This is a genomic window from Trichodesmium erythraeum IMS101, assembly GCF_000014265.1.
GTDB lineage: Bacteria > Cyanobacteriota > Cyanobacteriia > Cyanobacteriales > Microcoleaceae > Trichodesmium > Trichodesmium erythraeum.
Genome location: NC_008312.1, coordinates 1 through 21,235 on the forward strand (window position 1 = coordinate 1; position 21,235 = coordinate 21,235).

General features: G+C 31.5%; 10 protein-coding genes and 3 pseudogenes. 10 read left to right on the plus strand and 3 right to left on the minus strand.

The window, feature by feature from the left end:
* Window positions 1-26: 26 nt before the first annotated feature.
* The gene (gene dnaA, locus TERY_RS00005; protein ID WP_011609935.1) at window positions 27-1,397 is read left to right on the plus strand and encodes a chromosomal replication initiator protein DnaA; all 1,371 of its coding nucleotides are present in this window, start codon (window positions 27-29) and stop codon (window positions 1,395-1,397) included.
* Window positions 1,398-1,488: 91 nt separating this feature from the next.
* Here dnaA and TERY_RS29415 read toward each other — a convergent pair.
* A pseudogene (locus TERY_RS29415) lies at window positions 1,489-2,305 on the minus strand (IS630 transposase-related protein).
* Window positions 2,306-5,237: 2,932 nt separating this feature from the next.
* On the opposite strand from TERY_RS29415, the gene TERY_RS35710 reads away from it, so the two are divergent.
* The 7 genes and pseudogenes from TERY_RS35710 to dnaN all read left to right on the plus strand — a co-directional run bounded on the left by TERY_RS35710 (window position 5,238) and on the right by dnaN (window position 10,973).
* A complete protein-coding gene (locus TERY_RS35710) occupies window positions 5,238-5,360 on the plus strand; it encodes a hypothetical protein (RefSeq protein ID WP_370497351.1) in 123 nt (40 codons plus the stop codon).
* A 1,352-nt stretch (window positions 5,361-6,712) separates the two neighbouring features.
* Window positions 6,713-6,829: a reverse transcriptase N-terminal domain-containing protein gene (locus tag TERY_RS35715; RefSeq protein WP_071820721.1), complete on the plus strand. Its 117-nt coding sequence runs from the start codon at window positions 6,713-6,715 to the stop codon at window positions 6,827-6,829.
* Between the two features lie 266 nt (window positions 6,830-7,095).
* Window positions 7,096-7,257 (plus strand): annotated as a pseudogene (locus tag TERY_RS26655) (DNA polymerase III subunit beta); the annotation flags it as partial.
* 676 nt (window positions 7,258-7,933) lie between these two features.
* Complete coding sequence (locus TERY_RS26660; RefSeq protein ID WP_071820533.1) at window positions 7,934-8,122, plus strand: reverse transcriptase N-terminal domain-containing protein; 189 nt, start codon at window positions 7,934-7,936, stop codon at window positions 8,120-8,122.
* Window positions 8,123-9,071: 949 nt separating this feature from the next.
* Window positions 9,072-9,377: pseudogene (locus TERY_RS00025) on the plus strand (DNA polymerase III subunit beta); the annotation flags it as partial.
* Window positions 9,378-10,093: 716 nt separating this feature from the next.
* Window positions 10,094-10,273 carry a reverse transcriptase N-terminal domain-containing protein gene (locus tag TERY_RS35720; protein WP_370496294.1) on the plus strand — a complete coding sequence of 60 codons (180 nt, stop codon included), beginning with the start codon at window positions 10,094-10,096 and terminating at the stop codon, window positions 10,271-10,273.
* Window positions 10,274-10,370: 97 nt separating this feature from the next.
* Entirely contained in the window at window positions 10,371-10,973 is a 603-nt protein-coding gene (dnaN, locus tag TERY_RS00030) for a DNA polymerase III subunit beta (RefSeq protein WP_011609938.1), read from the plus strand.
* Between the two features lie 400 nt (window positions 10,974-11,373).
* Here dnaN and TERY_RS26670 read toward each other — a convergent pair whose 3' ends face one another.
* Window positions 11,374-11,829: an IS630 family transposase gene (locus tag TERY_RS26670; RefSeq protein ID WP_081432519.1), complete on the minus strand. Its 456-nt coding sequence runs from the start codon at window positions 11,827-11,829 to the stop codon at window positions 11,374-11,376.
* A gap of 8 nt (window positions 11,830-11,837) precedes the next feature.
* Entirely contained in the window at window positions 11,838-12,341 is a 504-nt protein-coding gene (locus TERY_RS00035) for a helix-turn-helix domain-containing protein (protein WP_011609939.1), read from the minus strand.
* Between the two features lie 553 nt (window positions 12,342-12,894).
* Between TERY_RS00035 and TERY_RS00040 the strand changes: the two genes are divergently transcribed.
* Both TERY_RS00040 and TERY_RS00045 read left to right on the plus strand, forming a co-directional pair.
* On the plus strand, window positions 12,895-15,912 hold the full coding sequence (locus TERY_RS00040) for a hypothetical protein (protein ID WP_011609940.1): 3,018 nt from the start codon (window positions 12,895-12,897) through the stop codon (window positions 15,910-15,912).
* A 1,213-nt stretch (window positions 15,913-17,125) separates the two neighbouring features.
* Window positions 17,126-20,872 (plus strand): helicase-related protein, encoded by a 3,747-nt coding sequence (locus TERY_RS00045; protein WP_011609941.1) that lies wholly within the window; start codon window positions 17,126-17,128, stop codon window positions 20,870-20,872.
* The last annotated feature ends 363 nt before the right edge of the window (window positions 20,873-21,235 follow it).

Consider the following 21,235-nt stretch of genomic DNA (forward strand, 5'->3'; position numbering starts at 1 on the left):
TGTAGCGATATAAAAAGAGGCTAGCAGTGGAAATTTATCTAGATAATTTATGGGACCAAGTTTTAGAAAGGCTCCAATTACAGTTAAGTAAACCAACTTTTGAAACTTGGATTAAAACAGCAACTGCTGAACAATTAGAAAATAATTGTTTAGTAATTCGCGCCCCTAATCCTTTTGCTCGAAATTGGTTACAGAAATACTATATAAAAACTATTGCTGACGTTGTACATGATATTTTAGGTTACCCAGTAGAAATTTATTTAACTACTTTTTTAGTTGAAGATAGTAGAAAAAATGACTCGGGACTCATTTGGTCTGAACATAAGTCCGTAAATATTCTGGGAGAAAATTTATCTATTCCAAAACCATTACCAGCAAATCTTAATGCCAAATATATGTTTTCTCGGTTTGTAGTAGGTCCAAATAATCGTATGGCTCATGCCGCTTCTTTAGCAGTGGCAGAGTCTCCAGGACAAGAGTTTAATCCTTTATTTTTATGTGGTGGAGTCGGTTTAGGTAAAACTCATTTAATGCAAGCTATTGGTCATTATCGTTTAGATATTTTTCCTCATTCTCAAATATTTTATGTTTCTACAGAAAAATTTACTAATGATTTGATTGCTGCTATTCGTAAAGATAGTCTGCAAGGCTTTAGAGAACATTATCGAGCAGCAGACGTTTTATTAGTAGATGATATTCAATTTATTGAAGGTAAAGAATATACTCAGGAGGAATTTTTTCATACTTTTAATACTTTGCATGAGGCTGGCAAACAAGTAGTCTTAGCTTCTGATAGACCTCCCAATCAAATTCCTAGTTTACAAGAACGTCTTTGCTCTCGGTTTTCTATGGGATTAATTGCAGATATTCAAGCTCCAGATCTGGAAACTAGAATGGCAATTTTACTAAAAAAGTCTGAGTATGAAAATATGGTTTTGCCTAGGGATGTAATTGAATATATTGCAACTAGATATCCTTCAAATATTCGGGAGTTGGAGGGAGCTTTAACAAGGGTTGTTACTTATATTTCTATTTCTGGTTTGCCTATGACTGTGGAAAATATTGCACCTATTTTAAATCCAAAAACAGAAAAGTTAGAGGCTTCACCAGAGGCAGTTATTAAGGTTGTTTCCGAAAATTTTAACTTATCTATAGAGGATTTGAAGGGTAGTTCTAGAAAGCGAGAAATTACTTTAGCAAGACAAGTTGGGATGTATTTGATGCGACAACATACTGATTTGAGTTTACCAAAAATTGGAGAGGTTTTTGGAGGAAAAGACCACACCACTGTTTTGTATAGTTGCGACAAAATTAGTCAGCTACAAAATAGTGACTTAAATTTAGTTCAAACAATTCGACAATTGAGCGATCGAATTAATTTTTCTAGTCGTCATTAGTTAGTATAAATAAGAAGGAGAAGATTAGGTAACTAACAGATCCATCCTTTAGGATTTTTAACATATGGTTATTTTCAATAAGAATGAGGCACTATTTTGTACAATAATTACGCATAATTTTATCAAGAGATGTATTGATAGGTAAATACATTCTAGCTCTTTTTAATGCACTAAAATCATGTTCTATGTCATTTAAATTAGGAGAGTATTTTGGCAAAAATAGTAATTGATGATCCTCTGCTTCTACTAATTCTCTAATAACTTTTTTTCTATGAATTGGTGAATTATCCATAATTAGCACAATGGGAATTTTTAATGATGGTAATAAATGTTAAGCTAATCATGGTTCAAATCCCACGACATTTAGGGTTCCTTTCAATATAATTAGTGCTATTAAATCTTTTTCCTTTTTTCTTATCTCCGCTACTAAATTTTCTCTTTTACCGCGTTTTTCCTCTTGCTCACCATAAACTTTTTTCCCTTTTTTTGAACAGGTATAAATATAGTCTTGATTGTCTTCAAATCCTGATTCATTAATAAATAAAAGGCTTTTAATCCCAAATTTTTTGATAAAATTTTGTAGTTTCTGATAATATTTTATTCTTTATTTTCTATTTCTTTCCCTATAACGAAGTTGTTTTTTTTCAAGGAAAATTCATTCTTTTCAAAGCATAAAATATAGCTGTAAGATTAACTCCAAAATTTTTAGCTCTGTCTGACAATGAGCGACTCTGGATTTTGTTTTACATCTTTTTATAATTATTTCTAATCTAATTTTATTCGATGACATTTTACCTTAGTTGCTGACAATTTTGGGCGAGATAACCATCTATATATCGAAGCTCTTCCTATCCCAAATAAATGAACTATACTTCGGTAATCGTACCACCATTTTCTACAAAATTTATTACTTTTTGTCTGAATTATCAACTGTAAGCCATGGTGAAAAATAGTTGCTAGTTGACTTAAAATTATTCTACTTAATTTTTGTCTCAATCTTAATTGAAACAACTATAAATATATTTAGTCAAGGATACCCTGAAACCTTAAATTTTGAAAAGTGCTGCTAAAAGTTTGATAACTATACCTCAACTTTACCATAAGCATCTGCTGGGATAACTAAAATTTTATGTGGGGAAACCTGAAAAAATTTAATTTCTCTGACTATAGAACATAGATATAAAGGATTGGAAAACTTAGCTAATCAAATACTAAAATACACTCTCTTTGAAAGTTGTCGTTGGGCTATGCAATGTTTTTTATCTTTACCTCAAGTTAAGTTTGAAATTTTGTAGTTTCTACTGTTAAATGAGTGGGTTGAATCAAATTTTTCAGACAATTAAATACTATATTCTCTCTTGACACGAATCAATTTTTTGTAGTCAACCTGTTAGTAGTTAACTTAATTTATAAGCTTCACATTTTGCATATATATATCACGAACATTGAAAAAAAGTAATAGTATTTTTTTATATATAATAATAATTATTATTCATAAATTTAACTCTATTTACTAGTTATAAAATAGTAATTTTATGAGATATAAATTTGTAATATTAAACTATATAAATAATGAAAAATATCAAGAAAAAACTAGTTTTAGTTTGATTTACAAAAAAGCATATCTATAATATCAAAAAAATAATGACTTTTCGGCATTTTCATTACATAATTAGGAATTCAGAAAGTTGTTTTTTGATTTATTTCATAGTTGTTAAACTTACCAAAAATTATAGTTTTAGTAAGTAAATTTTATTCGTAAAATAAATAGAATAAAAAAATCGGATTTTTCTCCATAATCACCTTTATTTATCCTCATAAATATTTAGGAATTAGATTATATTTTAATTCCTTAGCCCAAATGAATGTGCATTGAATAGATTTTCAGTAATTTTGAAATAGGAGGCTATAATATAGAAGAAACTAAAATTATAAGTTAACGCTAATTTATTTAATATTATTAATTACTTTAGCTGACGCTAAGTTTATTATTAATTGCACCAAAATCGGCTTTTTTGGAGTAGCAAATTATGCAGAAAAAGGTAGAAAATATAGATGAAATAGCTATTTTGAGACGGAAAATAAAATAGAGGGCAATCTTAGTAAAATTTCTCTAGAAGTTTTGCCAAAAAAAAGCTAAGGAACTGATAGCCAATTGTCTTAACATCAGCTCAAATATCGAAAAGGCAAGAGGGCGATACTCATTATCCAATTAATATTTTAGCTTTCTTTGTCACCCCTTCAGGTTTAATGTAAATTTTATATCTACCTACTTATTAAGGAATAGCAAAAATAAATTATCCAATTATTGAACTGGACTTATTTATTTCGTTGCCTTTATTGCTTACCTTCTAAATTCTATTTGTTTTGATGGGAAAGTCCCTAATTATGACCTTATAGTTTTGATTGGTAAAAAATTTTTGGTCTGTGGAAAACTTGGGGAAAACTTGTGGAAAAATATAAAATCTACAATTTCATCGGCCTTAACCACTTTAAATCAAATAGCAAAAGTCTTAATCTAAACCTCAAGGTCTGGGTTTGGTATGTGAAGTATGAATATTGAAAATAGAGGGTATGACAGAAGCCAGAAATGGAAAGCAAATTTCAGAGTTTGAGGTACAAATCTGAAGAGTAAAAATCTTGTATTGTGAGAATTTTTCTTACTAAATGTGTACCTAATAACAACCAAAAGTACTGTAAATTGGCTCTAACTATATTTGAGATATGTGAGAATGTTGCATTTGCCCTAACTACTTTTATATCTTATCAGTTTGGAGTATCTCAAAATTTGAAGTTATGAAAAATCTCAAACTTTCTCTTGAAGCAAAAATAAATTTTTCCACAGGTTTTCCACAGGTATTTATTGGTGAAATCATTGATATAGTAAAAAAAAAATTGGAGTTTTCCACATTTTCCACAGATATTAACCTGAGATTTTATTACTCATATCTTTCGTCTAATTTTAGAGGTCTAGATTATTCAAGTTAAGAATGTTAAAATTTCGATCTGAGGTAAGTTTTATTGAAAAAACCTCAGGTTCTTAATATGAATAACTAAACTCAAATGAAATTAACTTGTACTCAAAGTGACTTAGTGCGACTCGTTGGCTACTAAGACTGAGGAAACAGTTATAAATAGCCATTCCAAGTCAATACATGAGGACAACCTCGACTTGTGGATAACTCTTATGTCCTTAGTGGTGAAATTCCGCCGCCCTGTTGTTGGGTAGAAAGCATAGGCCACACGGCAGCGAATGAATATCAAAACTGTGAAGCTGGCCTAAATGAGGTCAAAGCTTTAACTACCAAATAAGTGAGACCCCTAGCAGAGACTGACAAGTGGACAAACAGGAAGTAATTAAACTCTCGTAATTTGAAACCATTTCAAAGGTAGCTATGGAATGTTGGACTAAAGTCAGGGGGTCAATGGATAATCCTATTAAGTCAAGATTATCAACAACCATACCGAACCCTCCGGGAGATTTTACCTCACTAAATCAGTCGTAATAAAGGAGTAAGGGAACGAGGAAACCTCTCTAAGACACCTAAGAATATAGGTCGAAAACTTAGGAAGCCATTCAAGGCAAATCTACGCATAGGGTCGTAGGTTTTAGGGAGAGTAGGATTGGGTAAGAAGCATATCTATGCAGACGTACCCACTTTTAGACGTAATGTAAGGTAATGATTAGCAATGAATAAGGCTAAAACGCTAAAAAGAATATTGGGTAATCCAAAACCCTTTTTAAGTGTGGCATGGGGTACAGACTATATATTGTCCCGTGTATGTGTCAATCTTCACTTGAAGTGGAAAGATATTGACGGGAAACGGGTCTTGAAGAATATGTTTAAGTTGCAAAAGTTAATTTACAAAGCATCCAGTTGTGGTGAAATTCTCAATAGACGTAGATATCAAAAACTTCTGACCAAAAGTTATTACGCAAGGTTGTACCTGTTAGAGGCCTGAAACAGGATAATCAGGGAAAGAAAACTACTGGTATAGGTGGTATTAAAAATCTACGATATCAACACTCTGATATTATTATTATAAGGTACATCAAACTTAAAGGTAGTAAATAACAATTAGATGTTGACTGGATCTATTTGAGTAACAGAATGGGTAAAGATCCGGGTATAACGAAAGAAGTGACAAGAAACAGCAAAAGAATAAATGCACATCTTATGGATTAACCCTCAGAGATACTGTTTTAAGGTCAGTAGACTACATAAAACTAAGGTCTTAAGGTGGTGACAACACTTAGAAGGATCAACAACTGTTATACCTAGATTGCCACGATACTAAAACTGCCTCAGATCAGAACACATATTCAAAACTAACAAGGTTACAGGACTTAACTAGTTATTAATTATGGGATATGTAGATTTTAAGGTAGGGATGTACCCTTCAGTTGGGACGTTTAAGAGGGGAGCCGTGATGAGGTGAAAGTCTCACGTCCGGTTCTGAAGACGAGTTGAATGAGGTAACTCATTTGGCTTAGTTTAACAGCAGTAACCTTTCTCTAGTTAGTCGTGCAGTTCCTTCTCGACCTAATCACCCAGGTGCGACTCGTTGGCCACTAAACCACAAATGGGTATAAATGGCCGTTCAAAGTCAATAATATGAGGACAACCTCGACTTGTGAATAACTCTTATGTCCTTGTAGGTGCAATTCCTACCACCCTGTTGTTGGGTTGACAGCATAGGCCACACGGTAGAGACTGAACATCAACCCGTGAAGCTGGCTTAAACGGGGTCAAAGCTTTAACTATCAAATAAGTGAGATTTCTAGCAGAGACTGACAAGTGGACGAATAGGAAGGTAATTAAACTCTCGTTATTAGGAAAATTCCAAAGATAGCTATGGAATATAGGACGAAAGTTCAGAGGGTCAATGGATAATTCTATCTGGGTGGAATTATTAACAACCATAACCGTACTCTCCGGGGGAATTTACCCCACTAAATCAGTCGTAACAAAGGTATAAGGGAACGAGGAAACCTCTCTAAGACACCTAAGAAGATGACTTAGGAAGCCATTCAAGGTCAATCTATGTAAAAGGACGTAGGTTTTAGGGAGAGTAGGATTGGGTAATAAGCACAATTAGCAGACGTACCCACTGTTAGACGTAATGTAAGCTAACAATTAGCAATTAATAAGGCTAAAACACTAATAAGAAAGCTAGGTTAACCTAGACTATTTTTAAGTGTGGCATGGGATACAGACGATATACTATCTCAAATATCTATAAATCATGCTCTTAAGTTAAAAGAGATAGACTGGAAATGGGCCCTGAAGAATGTATTTAAGTTGCAATAGTTAATTTACAGAGCATCCAGCTTTGGCAAAATTCGCAATATCATTAAGTATCAAAGATTTATGACTTCTAGTGATTATGCTTTGTTACTAACTGTTAGGCGCGTGAGCCAAGATCATTAAGGTAAGAAAGTGGTGACAATATCTAATAAAAACAAATAGTTATTGCACCGGCACTGCCATGATTTGAAAACTGCCCAAGAGTAGCAATTATACTTTAAGAATTAGTTAGCTCCCTTGGTGAATTTCAAAGGGTGTACTTATAAAAAGGGACGTTTAGCAGAGGAGCCGTGATGAGGTGAAAGTCTCACGTCCGGTTCTGAAGACGAGCAGACTCTATAAAGGATAGCCGGAAATGGGCTTGCTTAGTTTAACTACTAGCAAATGTTTTATTAACTGCAGATGTTGATTCTCAATGTCTAGAGTTAACAGGTTTTGACTTAGGTTTAGGAATTCGTTCCAGCTTTCCAGCAGTTGTAGAAACCAGTGGAAGTTTTACTTTACCTGCCAAATTATTTAATGATATTGTTTCTGTGCGACTCGTTGGTTAGTTAAAACTGATGAAACTTCGGTATAACAAGCCTTCCATGGCATATTTTGAAGGAGGTTAAAGATAAGGCTAGTGGAAAACTCTTATGTCCTTGATGGTGAAATTCTATCCGCCTTGTTGTTGGGTTGACAGCATAGGCCACACGGTAGCGACTGAATATCAATCCGTGAAGCTGGTCTAAATGCGGGAAAATACTAGTTGCCAGGAACGATACCGCTAGCAAAGGCTGACAAGTGGACGAACAGTAAGGTAATTAAACTCTCGTTATATCAAACCATTCCCAAGGCAGCTATGGAATGTAGGACAAAAGTCAGAGGGATAATGGATATAGGGATGGAAACCTTTATATTAACAACTAGTATGAACCCTCCGGGAGATTTTACCCCACTAAATCAGTCGTAATAAAGGCATAAGGGAACGAGGAAACCTCTCTATGACTCCTAAGTAAATAGTTGATAACTTAGGAAGCCATTCAAGGTCAATCTACACGAAAGGTTGTAGGTCAAAGAGAGAGTAGGATTGGGTAAAAAGCTTTGATTGCTGACGTACCCACTGTTAGACGTAATGTGAAGTAACAACTAGCAATGAATAAGGCTAAAACACTAAAGAGAAATAATGGTAATCCTAATTTATTTTTAAGCGTGGCATGGGATACGGTCTATAATATGCTTTTCTAATTGAGTATCAAGCCAAAACCAAAATGGAAAGATATCAATTGGAAATGGGTTTTGAAGAATGTATTTAAGTTGCAAAAGTTAATTTACAGAGCATCCATTAGTGGCAATATCTGCAAGATGCATAAATACAAAAAAATTCTGACTTCTAGTTACTACGCTAGATTGATAGCTGTTAGACGCCTGACCTAGGTAGACCCGAGAAAGAAAACTGCCGGGGAATTTGATAGTTCAATGAAAATTGACTTGATTTATCTAAAGTTACACATATATAGCGATATTGTAGCAGTATGAGTAATAAGCAAAAACTATGTTAAGAAGTAGCGATTGCTTCTTTACGATTGTGTTTCCTGCTTGTGAAGATAAATTACAGGCTGCGGTCAGTGGTATGGGGGTGAAACACGGAAGTTAGCTCCAAAGCTTATGTAAATCCTGAGGGATGTAAGTTTGGGTAAGTTTGATAGAACGGAATAAACCTGGATTCGATTTTCGAGGTTTTACCATCAGATAAGGTCAGGTAAAGACAGCAAAATTAGGATTTAAGACTCTGATTAAATAATCTTTTGAGAGTATCAAAATTCATTATTGAAGATTAGCAGTTTTATGTAACTCACATAAAACTGCACCAGTAGAAGCACTGATAGCTAAACTGGATTAGGTAATCAGAAGATAGGCCAACTATTTTTCAGGCGTAGTCAGTAAGAAAATATTCAATAAGTTGGATAATCTCTTAGGTTAAAGACTAGGTCGATGGGCAAGGTCGTTGGCATCCAAATAAGTCAGTCAGATGGATAAAACAGAAGTATTTCTCCAAAGTAGGGATGCGGATTTTGTAAATTGACCTTTAGATCGATAGACCTAATAGAGATAGATCAAAAAATATCAAGGTCTAGAGTTGGTGAGAACACCTACAAGAACAAACAACTGTTGCACTGATGTTGCACTGATATTGCCAGGATACTAAAACTGCTTGAGATCACAAAACATCTCCAAATCTCAAGTTACATGACTTAATATCTTGAGACAATGAGCAGGGATGTACCCTTGAATTGGGACGTTTAGGAGAGGAGCCGTGTGAGGTGAAAGTCTCATGCACGGTTCTGAAGACGAGCCGGGTAGGGTAACTTACCAGGCTTAGTTTAACAGACTACCAGAAGGTAACATTACCATTGATGATGATGCAGGGGAAGCGATCGCTACTCTTACTTCTACATCTGGTCGTTATCAAGTTAGAGGTATGGGAGGAGAAGAATATCCAGAATTACCAAATGTGGAAGCTGGGGAAGTTATCAATTTACAATCGGAAGCTTTAATTGATGGCTTGAGAGGAACTTTATTTGCTACAAGTCCTGATGAAACCAAACAAGTATTGACGGGAGTACATTTAAAAGTACAAACAGATGGTTTGGAGTTTGTAGCAACAGATGGTCATAGGTTGGCTATTGTCGTGCGACTCGTTGGCTAGTAAAAACCTCCCTTAAGCAGGTATAGCAAGCCTTCCACTACAAGTTTTAGAGGAGATTAAACATAAAGCCAGTGGAAAACTCTTATGTCCTTGGTGGTGAAATTCCATCCGCCTTGTTGTTGGGTTGACAGCATAGGCCACACGGTAGCGACTGAACATCAATCTGTGAAGCTGGTCTAAATGAAGTCAAAGTTTCAATTAGCAAATAACTGAGACTTTTAGCAGAGGCTAACAAGTGGACGAACAGGAAGGTAATCAAACTCTCGTTACCAACACCTATTTCAAAGTTGTATAGGTAATATAGAACTAAAGTCAGAGGGTCGATGGATATAGACATGGCAATATCTATATCAACAACCATATAGAATTCTCCGGGAGAGTTTACCCCACTAAATTAGTCGTAATAAAGGCATAAGGGAACGAGGAAACCTTTTTAAGACACCTAAGAATATAGGTCGAGAACTTAGGAAGCCATTCAAGGTCAATCTACACACTTAGTCGTAGGTCTTAGAGAGAGTAGGATTGGGTAAAAAGCAATATTAGCAGACGTACCCACTGTTAGACGTAATGTAAGGTAACAATTAGCGATGAACAAAGCTAAAACACTAAAAATAAATTTAGGGTCACCTAAACTATTTTTAAGTGTGGCATGGGATACAGACAATATACTGTTTTAAGTCAGTGTTGCTCGAATTTTGTTGTGGAAAAACATAGATTGGAAAAGGGTTCTGAGGAATGTGTTTAAGTTGCAAAAGTTAATTTACAGAGCATCCAGCCGTGGCAACAAGGTTTTTGATGGGTTGACAATATTGTCGGCACACTCAGTAGGGAATGTTGGCACACTCAGCAGGGGTGTACCCTTGAATTGGGACGTTTAGGAGAGGAGCCGTGTGAGGTGAAAGTCTCACGCACGGTTTTGAAGACGAGTTGGGTAGGGTAATTTACCTGGCTTAGTTTAACCAGACAGAAAGTGTAATGCAGGAGGGTGAGGAAGAAATAGAGGAAGTTACAGAAATAGAAGAGTTTGAAGTAACAATTCCGGCGAAAGCTTTAAGAGAGGTTGAACGTATGATTAGTATGGGTAAGTCTGGTTCTTCTGTGACATTAAAGTTTGATGAAAATCAGGTTATTTTTGAGTTGGGAAAGCAGCGTTTAACTAGCCGAAAATTAGAAGGCCAATATCCTGCTTACCAACAATTGTTACCTAATCAGTTTACTAATCAAATTAATGTAGATCGAAAAAAATTTTTAGGAGCTGTGGAAAGAATTGCTGTTTTAGCTGACCAAAAGAATAATATCTTGAAGTGTACTATTGATAGTGTTAATCAAGAAATTTCTTTATCTGTAGATGCTCAAGATGTGGGAAGTGGTCGAGAATCTATGGCAGCACAAATCTCTAGTGATGAGCCAGAAGAAATTGCTTTTAATGTGAAATATTTGATTGAAGGATTAAAGGCTATTCCCTCAGCTTCTGAAATTTCTATTCAGTTAAATACTGCTACAACTCCAGTAGTTTTAAATCCTTTGGGAGGATTTCAAATGACTTATTTAATTATGCCTGTCCAGTTAAGATCTTAGAGGGTAAAGTTTTCATTATATATTTTTTGGTGGGTTGAAGTATTTTATATGCTTGAAACTGCTAAATTTGAGATTGTTATTATCTCATTGAATTTGTTTACAAAAATATCTGAATTTTTCAGTATTTGAGTAGGAAAAATTATAATTTTTGGTTAAATAGTTGGCAGAAAACCTGTGCTTTCCTATAAGGTAACTTCAGGAGGATGTCAACTATTTATGTATTTTTTATAAGTTCATTAATATTGCCATGATAACTCTATTTTTGTTGTGTCTAGAATCTTATTATACCAATTTCCTAAAGTCCGACTACACATAATGCTTCAAGAATAAAATCATATCCTGTACAAGAAGCAATATCTTTTTGACTAAATCCAGTTAATATATTTCTCAGGATTCTGCGTCAGAAATCTAAGGAATCGAAAACTCGATTTTTCAAGAATTTTTTCACCTCTTTCCACAGTCTTTCAATGGGATTAACTTCGGGACAATAAGGAGGTTGAAATAATAAAATGATGTGATCAGGGATAGATAAATCATTCCCTAGATGCCCTCGCCCGTTATCTAATTGAATAATATGAATCTCTTCAGGATATGTTTGAGAAAAAAGCTCTAAAAATCTTTCAAAGCAAGGAGTATCTAGATGACTAAATTCATAAAAAAAGGAATCTCCTGTTTTTGGTTCTACTAAACCATAAAGCCATAGATATTTAAATAGCCATTGATATAAACCAATGGGCTTAACACCGCAAGCAGTAATGACTTTACCTGTTATAGTTTTTAATCCAATTCTAGTCTCGTCTTGACACCAATAGCGAATTGGCAGTTGATTTTCCGAATATTTATTAATTAACTTAATTTTCTCTTCTAGTTGAGATGAGAGTTTTTTTTAAAGTTTTCTTGAGCTTCTTTATTTTGTTTTATGTGATTTGGACGTGGAACTTTTAATTTACTTTTTAATTTATATCTGACTAATTGATGAACTGTTCGATAAGACAGCTCGATGTCAAAACAAGTCGTTAACCACTGTTGAATTTCACCATAGCTTTGGAAACCTTCCGGGTTTTGCAATTCTGCTTCTAATTTCTCGATTACATTTGGTGGAATTGAACTTGGCCTCCCTCCTAGATTTTTCTTTGGTTCTAGTAAAAGATTCAGTCCACCTGTACGATATTTCCCTAACCATTTTTGTACTGTGACTCGATTGCGTCCTAACATTATCGCAATTTCTTTTACTGTTTCTACTGTTTGAGTTTTCAACCAGTAAATAGTTTGAAGTCTTTCCTTTTCTTGAGCTGTACTCGCACTTTTTAAAAGTTTTTTGAGAGTTTCTACCGATTCATTTATCTCAATTTTTACTACTCCTGACATGGGGACATTTTCTATAATAGGTTACTTCTAAAAGTGTAGCTTAAGTTTATGAAATTAGTATTACTTTTTAGGAATAGGTTTTGATAAATCGGGTTAATGGGTAAGAGATTCAGAGTTTATTTCTATTTTTGGTAATTGTGATAACCCATAGGAAGATTGCTATATATATAGCAGTTTTTTAATCTATAAGGTACAATCTTATATCTCCCTCTAACTCATGTTAAAGCGGATAAGCTTTTCAGGTAATTCCTGAAAAATGTAGGCTTTATAAACCTCTTTCTTAAACAAAAAACTTGGCACAATTAAAAATTAATGTGTTTGTAATTAAAGGGATATTTATTAGCATTAAATTTTTTTAAAAATGTGTTTTTTAAAACCCTTTTTTTATGTCATTTTCCCTTTATAAAAACTCCATATACTTATCCATTCTTGAGAAAATATTTGAAGTTTTTTATGATAATAGATAGATTACAAATCTATATTTATGGGTATCATAAATGTGCAGATAACTATGGGAATTGGGATAAAAAATTAAATTAATTGGTTAAAAAATATGGCAAATGAATTAAGAGAAGGTGACAAAACTCCTGTTGACTATAGTAGTTTATTAAAACAGATTTTAAATGAATTACCAACAATGAATCCATTTAAAGTATCTAGTAATAAGAAAATTTTAGAAATAAATATTGATGATATAGCTGCTTGTATTGCTAAGACAAAAGTTGAAAATCCTATCAGTAATACTATATCTGTTCGTTCTGCCACAGTAAATTTTGCTAGTGAAAAAAGTTTTTCGGAAAAAATTCAAGAAATAAAAGGTTGTCTAGAAACTCATTTCAGTTCGGCTTTACAAGGAGAAAATTTAGTTTATTTTATTGAAGGTTTAACTACTAATTTAGAATCTTTTCAGGGACAAGCAAATAAGTTAGGTTTGTCTTATCCTTTTAATGAAGAATATAAAGGACTACAAACAAAAGAATTAATTTTAGATTCTAATAAAAATGGCAGTGATTCTATACTGAGGTTTGCTAAACTAACAATTACAGTAGAGAATACTAAAAAGTTTATATCTCAGCTAGAAACAGGAATTAAAAATCATATATCTGATTCTTTTGAAACTGATAATCAAGGAGAAATGGAAGGTGCTTTAGATATTTTAAATAGTCAGATAAACGAAGAATCATCAAATTTTAATTTATTGCAAAAACTGGTGGATCAAGAAACTCTAGGAAAACTGAAAAGAGAAGCAATTATTACCTATTTAAAATATATTGAGCAAAATGTTGACAGCAAATATAAAAATACTAAAGGTTTTATTTATCTACAGGATTTAATTCGGCGACTAAAATTAATAGAAGAATATCTAGACGAGCAAACTGATGATTTTGAAGTTTACTACGCTGGAGTAACTGTTAATTATAAAGATGTTTTTGCTCGTGGGGAAGCCTTTGATGCTCTCCCAATTATTCCTATTATTGAAGGCAATTTAGGGGAAAGTAGAGATAAAGAAGTAGGAAAAGTTCAGTTTACATTAGGTTTAAAACTTAAGTTGAATGGCAAGGTACAAAAAGATAGAGGTAAAACTTCTTTTGAGTATAATTTAGATATTATTAACCCGGAGAATTCTGAGCATAAAGCAAAACTAGCTGATCCGGATATTCAAAGTCGAGAAAGTTTTGCTAAGAAGGTATTAATTAGAGTGTTTTTATACTATTTTATATTTGCCTGTGATCCTCCTTCATTAATGAATGATGAACTTCTTTATAACCCTAGGCTTAAGTTCGAGCAGGTTTTAATTGATTTAAAAAGTAGTAAGCATGATGATGAAAAAAGGAAAATTTTCCGGGGCATAGTCAAAGGTTTTAGTGAATATCGTGTTCAAGAAAAAGTTAATAGTCTATGTCAATTTTTAATCAATTTTATCAACAAAAAGAAAAGGTTGCCAGTATATCATGAAAATCAGGTAATTAGTATTAGTAGAGAAATCCTAAATAAGGACTTAGATAGTATTTCTATAGGAGATTTTTTTCAGGAAGATTGGAGAGAAGGAAAGAAAATTCTTAAATATATTTTCATTGATAAGCCTGGGGTAAATTCTTATACTCTATGTCAAATACCAGTTATTATCAAAATAGAAGATATTCGATATTTTCAAGGAGATAGTAATCCAAAAGAATTCAAGTTTGAATATGACATTCAAGGAATGAAAACATTACCTATGTTTTGGATACCTAATACTAACCCTTGTTTAGATAATTATAAAGCTTATTTTGAGAAAGAATACAAACACATATTATTTTATTATGATAATAAACGCTTAAATCAAGATAGACAAAACCAAGAACATTTCAATTCTACACAAATATTTCTTTATCGTTTTACTTGGATATTATTGTCTTATCTTTGTTTATATATTCTTCTTGAGGAATGTAGTGAAGAGACGAAGGAATTATTATTTATCCCTATGGTTAGACTACATGAGGGAACGCCGGCAAATCCATTTCATACTGAAAAATTTTTAGCTGATCTTTCCAAATTATTATGTCATATATTCAACCAAAAATATCTATGTAATTCTCAAGGGTTCCGGGTAGAAATGAATAAAAGACCTAAAAATTTTCAGATTAGAAATGGCTTAAACTCTCTATATTCTGTATTATCTAAAAAGTTTACCTTAACAGATACTTCTAAATTTTTAAACCTGGAAAAATTAGCAATTATTATTGTATCAAGTCGAGAAAGTGATGCCAAAAAAAATAATAAAAATTCTAATGATAGGATCATAACTTTAATAGGAGAAGTTATAGGTATTGAAAAACTCGAAGATGGCAGTGTAAAAATTCAACCATTAATAACTTTTGATAATAATTATTATCTCAGAAAGATGTACGAAAAGCCACCGATTTTAAATGAAACTGTAAAAGACCTTTATGTTCAGGGATACCAAAATTTTTTATATGTTGCTCAAGCAACTTACACTAGTACTTTACATATTACTCAACAAGAACAAGATGAGAAACTATATTTTATGTCGCCTACTATTATTAAAGATATGAAGCAAGGTCAGAAAAATATTAAAATATATCCAGTATTTTATGATAAATATTATGTACATCCTTTTAAAAGTTTGGATAGCCATTCTTTTTATATCCAAGACACTAAACAGTTAATGAATATTTCTGAAGATAGTAGTCAAGAAGCGGTTGTATTTTTCAATCTGTTTAATGGTATTTTAGTGGGAAATAACGAACGATTTTATAATGGGGTGATTTCATATTCGACTTTGTTAGGAAAATTTTATCCTGGAGTTATGGATGATGCTGATATTCGAGAAGCTTTAGTTTTAGACTCTCAGCTTAAAAATGACATTTTACAATATCTGACGTTTTTCCACTTTTCACGATTTGAAAGACAAACCAAAGTTAGTTTAAAGTTAGACCCATACGAAAATATTATTGGTGATAAATCAGTAGGTGCTTTATCTATATTTCCTCACCTTACAGAAAACATAAATTTTAATGCATTAGCTTTTTTAATAGAGGTTAATAAAGTAGTAGATGTATATTTTTAAAGGAAGAAAAAAATGAAGATGACATATCAGTTAGGATTTTGATTGGTGGTAGGTTTTAATATTGCCATTCTTGTAAATATTAAATTCCACGAATTTACAAATAATTTTGGTAATTGATATCTTCAATATTTGCATTTTTTAAAATTATATAATTATTATGCAATGGGTGAATAAAAATATTCAATTATTACTATTTCAATTTTCAATATTCTCGAAATCCACGGTAAATACAGCCTGTTAATACTCAAGCTTTGTATAGTTATTTCAGTATATTTACTCGACAAACATAAAGACTGAATTACATACTAATAAAACTATTGAATGGGCTATATTTTATTTGTAATTAGTTTCTAGCATAGCAACTTGTGTTGGTATGTTTGTATAAGATAAAGTGTCACTCGTGCTGCACGAATGAAAGTAATGTTAATAGTAGCAAAAATTTCTAGTATATTTAAAGATAATAGTAATATGTAAATATCTGAGCCCTATTGCTATAGTATGAAATTTTGCCTATAAAGTCAGTAAAAAAATCAAGCAACATAAAAATATTATCAATTATGAGTAGTTAGTAATTCGTCTGTATTAATCACACATAAAAGATACATTTTAATTTAATAAATTAGTATTTTAAATCCGGGTGAATAAAATCTTTTATTCGATACCTTGTTTATATTCCCTCATATTACATAAAAGATAAATTGTCATAAATTAGTATTTTTGATAGAGTTTACTAAAATTCTAAATATAGATTTTTAAAGAGAAGCAACAATTTACATAAAAGATAAATTGTCATAAATTGGTATTTTTGATAGAGTTTACTAAAATTCTAGATATAGATTTTTAAAGGGAAGCAAAAATTAATATTACAGACAAGTTAGAATTTTGATTTTAGGTAGGGTTTAATGTTCTTATTATTGTAGATATTCAATCCCAAAAGTTTACAAATAATTTTGTTGATGTATATCTTTAATATTTGCAGTTATTAAAATTACATAATATAATGAAATGGATAAATAAAAATTGATTAAATTATTAATATTAAAAGTTAAAATATTATCGAAATATTGAGTAAATACAGCCTATTATTACTCAATTTTTGTACAGTTATTTGAGTATATTTGCTCGACAAATAGAAAATATCAATTTTAATAAATTAGCATTTTTGATAAAGGTTACTAAAACCGCAGATTTAGATTTTTAAAAAGAAACAATAATGAAGATTACAGACAACTTAGGATTTTTATTTGAAGTAGGATTTAATATTGGTATTCTTGCGGATATTCAACATCAGAAGTATCAAAATAATTTTGGGGATTTGTATGTTCGGGATTTGCAGCAATTAAAATTGCCGAGGATGGTTAAACGAATGAGTCAAAATCATAGCATTATTGACCCTGAAAGTATTAAAAATCTGGAAATATGGAGTCGATATTTTATATTAAAAGGATTTCTAGGGGGATTAATTTTTTTCCGCGAGTATATTAAGTCAACTAAATGGAATTTAGAACCCAAAAAACTAAAAATTTTGTATTACCAATGTTGCTTTCATGGAGATAATAGTTTAGGTACTAATAATAAAGATAAATTATTAGGAATTGAGGAGTTATTATCTCAATTTTTATCTGTTGATGACTTGAATACTAATTTAAATAGATACGTTAATCAATATTTGGGAAAGAAAGGAGAATTTTTACAAGCAGATACATTAATTTTGTTGGGTGATGACCAACAGTTGAGAATTATCTGTGTAGATATGTCTATATTTTCAGTCGCTTCCGAAAAAGATTTGGTACCACTGAATGATAATAAGTTAAACAATTTACGTAAAATTTTGATGACGGATATTAAACATATTCATTCTAAAAGTGTCTTTTCTAAATTGCGGATAGATACAGGTAATACTAAGGATTTTGATTTTGTGTTTTCCTCAGATTTTAAAAGCTTTTTTACTGCTTTTAAGCGGAAGGATAAGGAAACTACTAAGTTAATTCAAGCAGGTGCTTATGCTGAAAGTTTTTACAATTTTCTGCTAAAGGAAACACAAATAATTACAGATAAAAAATCTGTTCTGTTTAATATTGTGGGATATAGCGATCGCAACATTAGTACTTTATGTTTACGCCCAGAAAATCTCAATATTTTAACTACTTGTTCCGAAATATATAAGAAGGAAGATAAAAACAAAGAAACTAAAGTCGCTCGTCGCAAAGTATTAGATTTGATTAAGAACAGAGCTGTTTTTAGTTTTATTAATGGCAAAGCTCTTACTGAAAATTTAAAGACAAAAAAGTTAAACTTTTCAGGGGATGGTATTGCTCGGGTTATTCATGAAGAAAAGTTGAATGATTTTGTTAATTCTATAGATGTTATCTCTGATAAATTAGCAGCAAAATTGGGTTTAAAGTTAGGGTTAAACTTAAGAGATGCTCATGCTGAATTAATTGAAAAAGCCCTAATTAGTGATAATACTTTTGTCTTTTTGACAGGTAACCCAGGTATAGGTAAAACAACAGCTATTGCTAATTTTTTAAAGTCTCATTTAGAGGAAGGTTTTCTCTTTTTTTATATTAGCCCTCGGATTCAAGTTAATCTCGATCTAATCCATAAGTTTAAATCTGAAAATGCTCAAGATCAGGAGCTTTTTGACGACAGATTATTTTGTATCAACACCAATTCAATTATAATTCAAGAAAATGATAACTATTCCACGGTTAGATATTATTCTAATCAACGTCAAGATGATTTTACTTCTAAAAATGTCCGGTTTATTAATTACAATTCACAAGCTGAACCTAGAAAGCAACGTCAAAGAAATTTTCATAGAATTACCGTAGATAAAATTGAAAATAGAAAAAAAATAACTGCTGGAGTTCTTGATAGTGTCTGTAAGGGAATATATGCTATTATTAATGACAAAATATCTAATAATATTGTTGCTACGGTTTCAACTCAATCTTTAAAAATTACTCCGAATGGTAGAGATACTATTGAACATCTTAAGACAATATTCAAAAGTACTTATGACAGAAAAAGAGGTGTAAATCCTGATAAAATGTACGAAATTTCTCAGAGGATAAAGCACTTATTTATAATGATTGATGAAATTACTGGTGATGATAGTGGAGTTCATTTTTTAAAGGGAATTAATAAGTTTTTGGGGCAGTATCAATTAACTAATTCAGAATATGGTTTTAATACTAAAGTTATTGTAGCTGATGCTTCTATTGTGGAACAAGAAGTTATTCAACAGCACTTATCACAAGAGTCCCCAGAACCAGATAAAATTTATTTTAGAGCAGCGAAAAGTCAAGCAGAAGCACTTTCAGTACAGGATTTTCAATTTAAAAATAAACGAGCTGTAACTATTAATGCTAATTCTTACCCAGCTAGTAGTTTAAATATTACTTATAAAGTCTTCATTCAATCCATTAACTTTAATCAATATGACTGGAAATTTAAAGAAAAAAACCAGTTGACGAAAGAAGTCGATTTAGAAATTTTATCAGATATAAAATACTTCTTAGAAAATTATAGTTCTAGTCAGTTATTAGTCTATATTCAAAACAAAAAACGTTTAAAGAGTTTGATAAAAAATATTAAGGAGTCACATAAAAATTTTGATGAATATACAGACTATCTGGAAATACATGCTAGTTTATATGATGAAAAAAGAAAAAAAATAGATAAGTATAAGCAAGATGTAAAAATCGTGTTTATGACATCTTCAGCAAGTCGAGGTTTATCTTTCCCTAAAGCTAAAAAAATCTTAGTTGAAATACCTCGTTTCCAGATCGAAAAAAATCTTATGGAAGTAATTCAAGTAATTTATAGAGCTAGAGGTCAGTATCAAGAAAATGGAAAAAAAATAACTTTAGATGATCAAGAAAAAGAAATAATATTTTATTTTAGTGATTCCGCAATTTATTATCCTAAAGATAATGATACTTCCCTGGAAAATTACGATGAAGAGAGAACCCTTTCTTTGGAAGAAAGTACAATGAATTTATTAGATATGTTATTAATTCTCAAACTTTCAATAATGACTAGGATAGTCGGTGCTGGTAATTTGGGAAGTAAAAAATTTCTGATGGTTCCTATTGGTGGAAAATCTATTTCAACAGCAGGAAATAGCTTTTCAGAAAAGATGACTAACCTAATTCGAGAGTTAAAAAATGAACATAACCGACATCCAGAAAAACAAAGTCTTCAGTATGTGTATTCTAGTCTGACACAAATTCTTAAGGAGGCAGTATTTTCTTTGCCTAATTCTAATTCTGATTCTAAAAATATTACTTATCTTTCCCTAATAGGTTTTTTAAAGACTGAACTTCCAACATTATTTAACCGACTCGATAAATTCTTAAATTTTGGTAATATCGAAACTGGTCATTTGACTGGTAATTTATTGGTAGTACCTATTTATAACCAAGCATTAGAAGAGACTTATCAAATAGAATTAGAAAATCAAATTAGAAGGTTTGCTAATAATGAATTAGTTAATAAAATGTTGTCAATTATGAAAAGTAAAGATTATCCACCTAATATTAAATCTGCAATTGAAAGTCCTTTAGAGTTAATCAAAATTCTTAAGGGTGACAAGGGTAATATTAATACAACTCAATGGTTTGAACAAAATAGTAATAATTTAGACCAGTATTATGCTGTGCCTTTGTTTGTATTTATCAGTGGAGAATTAATGAGTAAATATTTTAAGCAGGAACTTGAAGAAGAAGAAGAAGAAACGGCATTTAGAACTCTCTTATCCAAATATATTCACTCCCTTTATCCCGCATATAATACTCTACCTATTGGTCGGAAATATAAGGAGTTTCCTTTTATTGTTTTTCGCAGCTATAGTTTAAAGGAAATACGAGAAAAAATTTATAGCGATCGCTATCTTTTAACTTCTAATGAGTTGAATGTTCTTAACTTAATTCTTTCCCGAGAGGAAAGATCATGATACTAAACAATTAACAAAATTAATACTATATTTACGCGACGCTTCAATTATTAATTAACCCTCGCTGAAAAAATCTTTTATTCAGTTAATAGAAAAGGGAACAGTCACTATTACAATGGATGTAGTTGTTAATTTTTCGACATTAAAATACCTAAAAAAAAGCTAAAAAATTAAGGATTAAAAACTCAGTAAAAATCCTAGAATTCAAAGCTAGCTGCTGAAATAAATTTAAAAGTATGACAAATGTTGCTAAAAACCACATAAATTATGTCTACTTTTAATTTTATATTATAGGAGTAGACTGACAAATAATCTTTCTGCTTTAAACATAAAGAAAAAAATCAAAACCTGCTCCTACAAAAA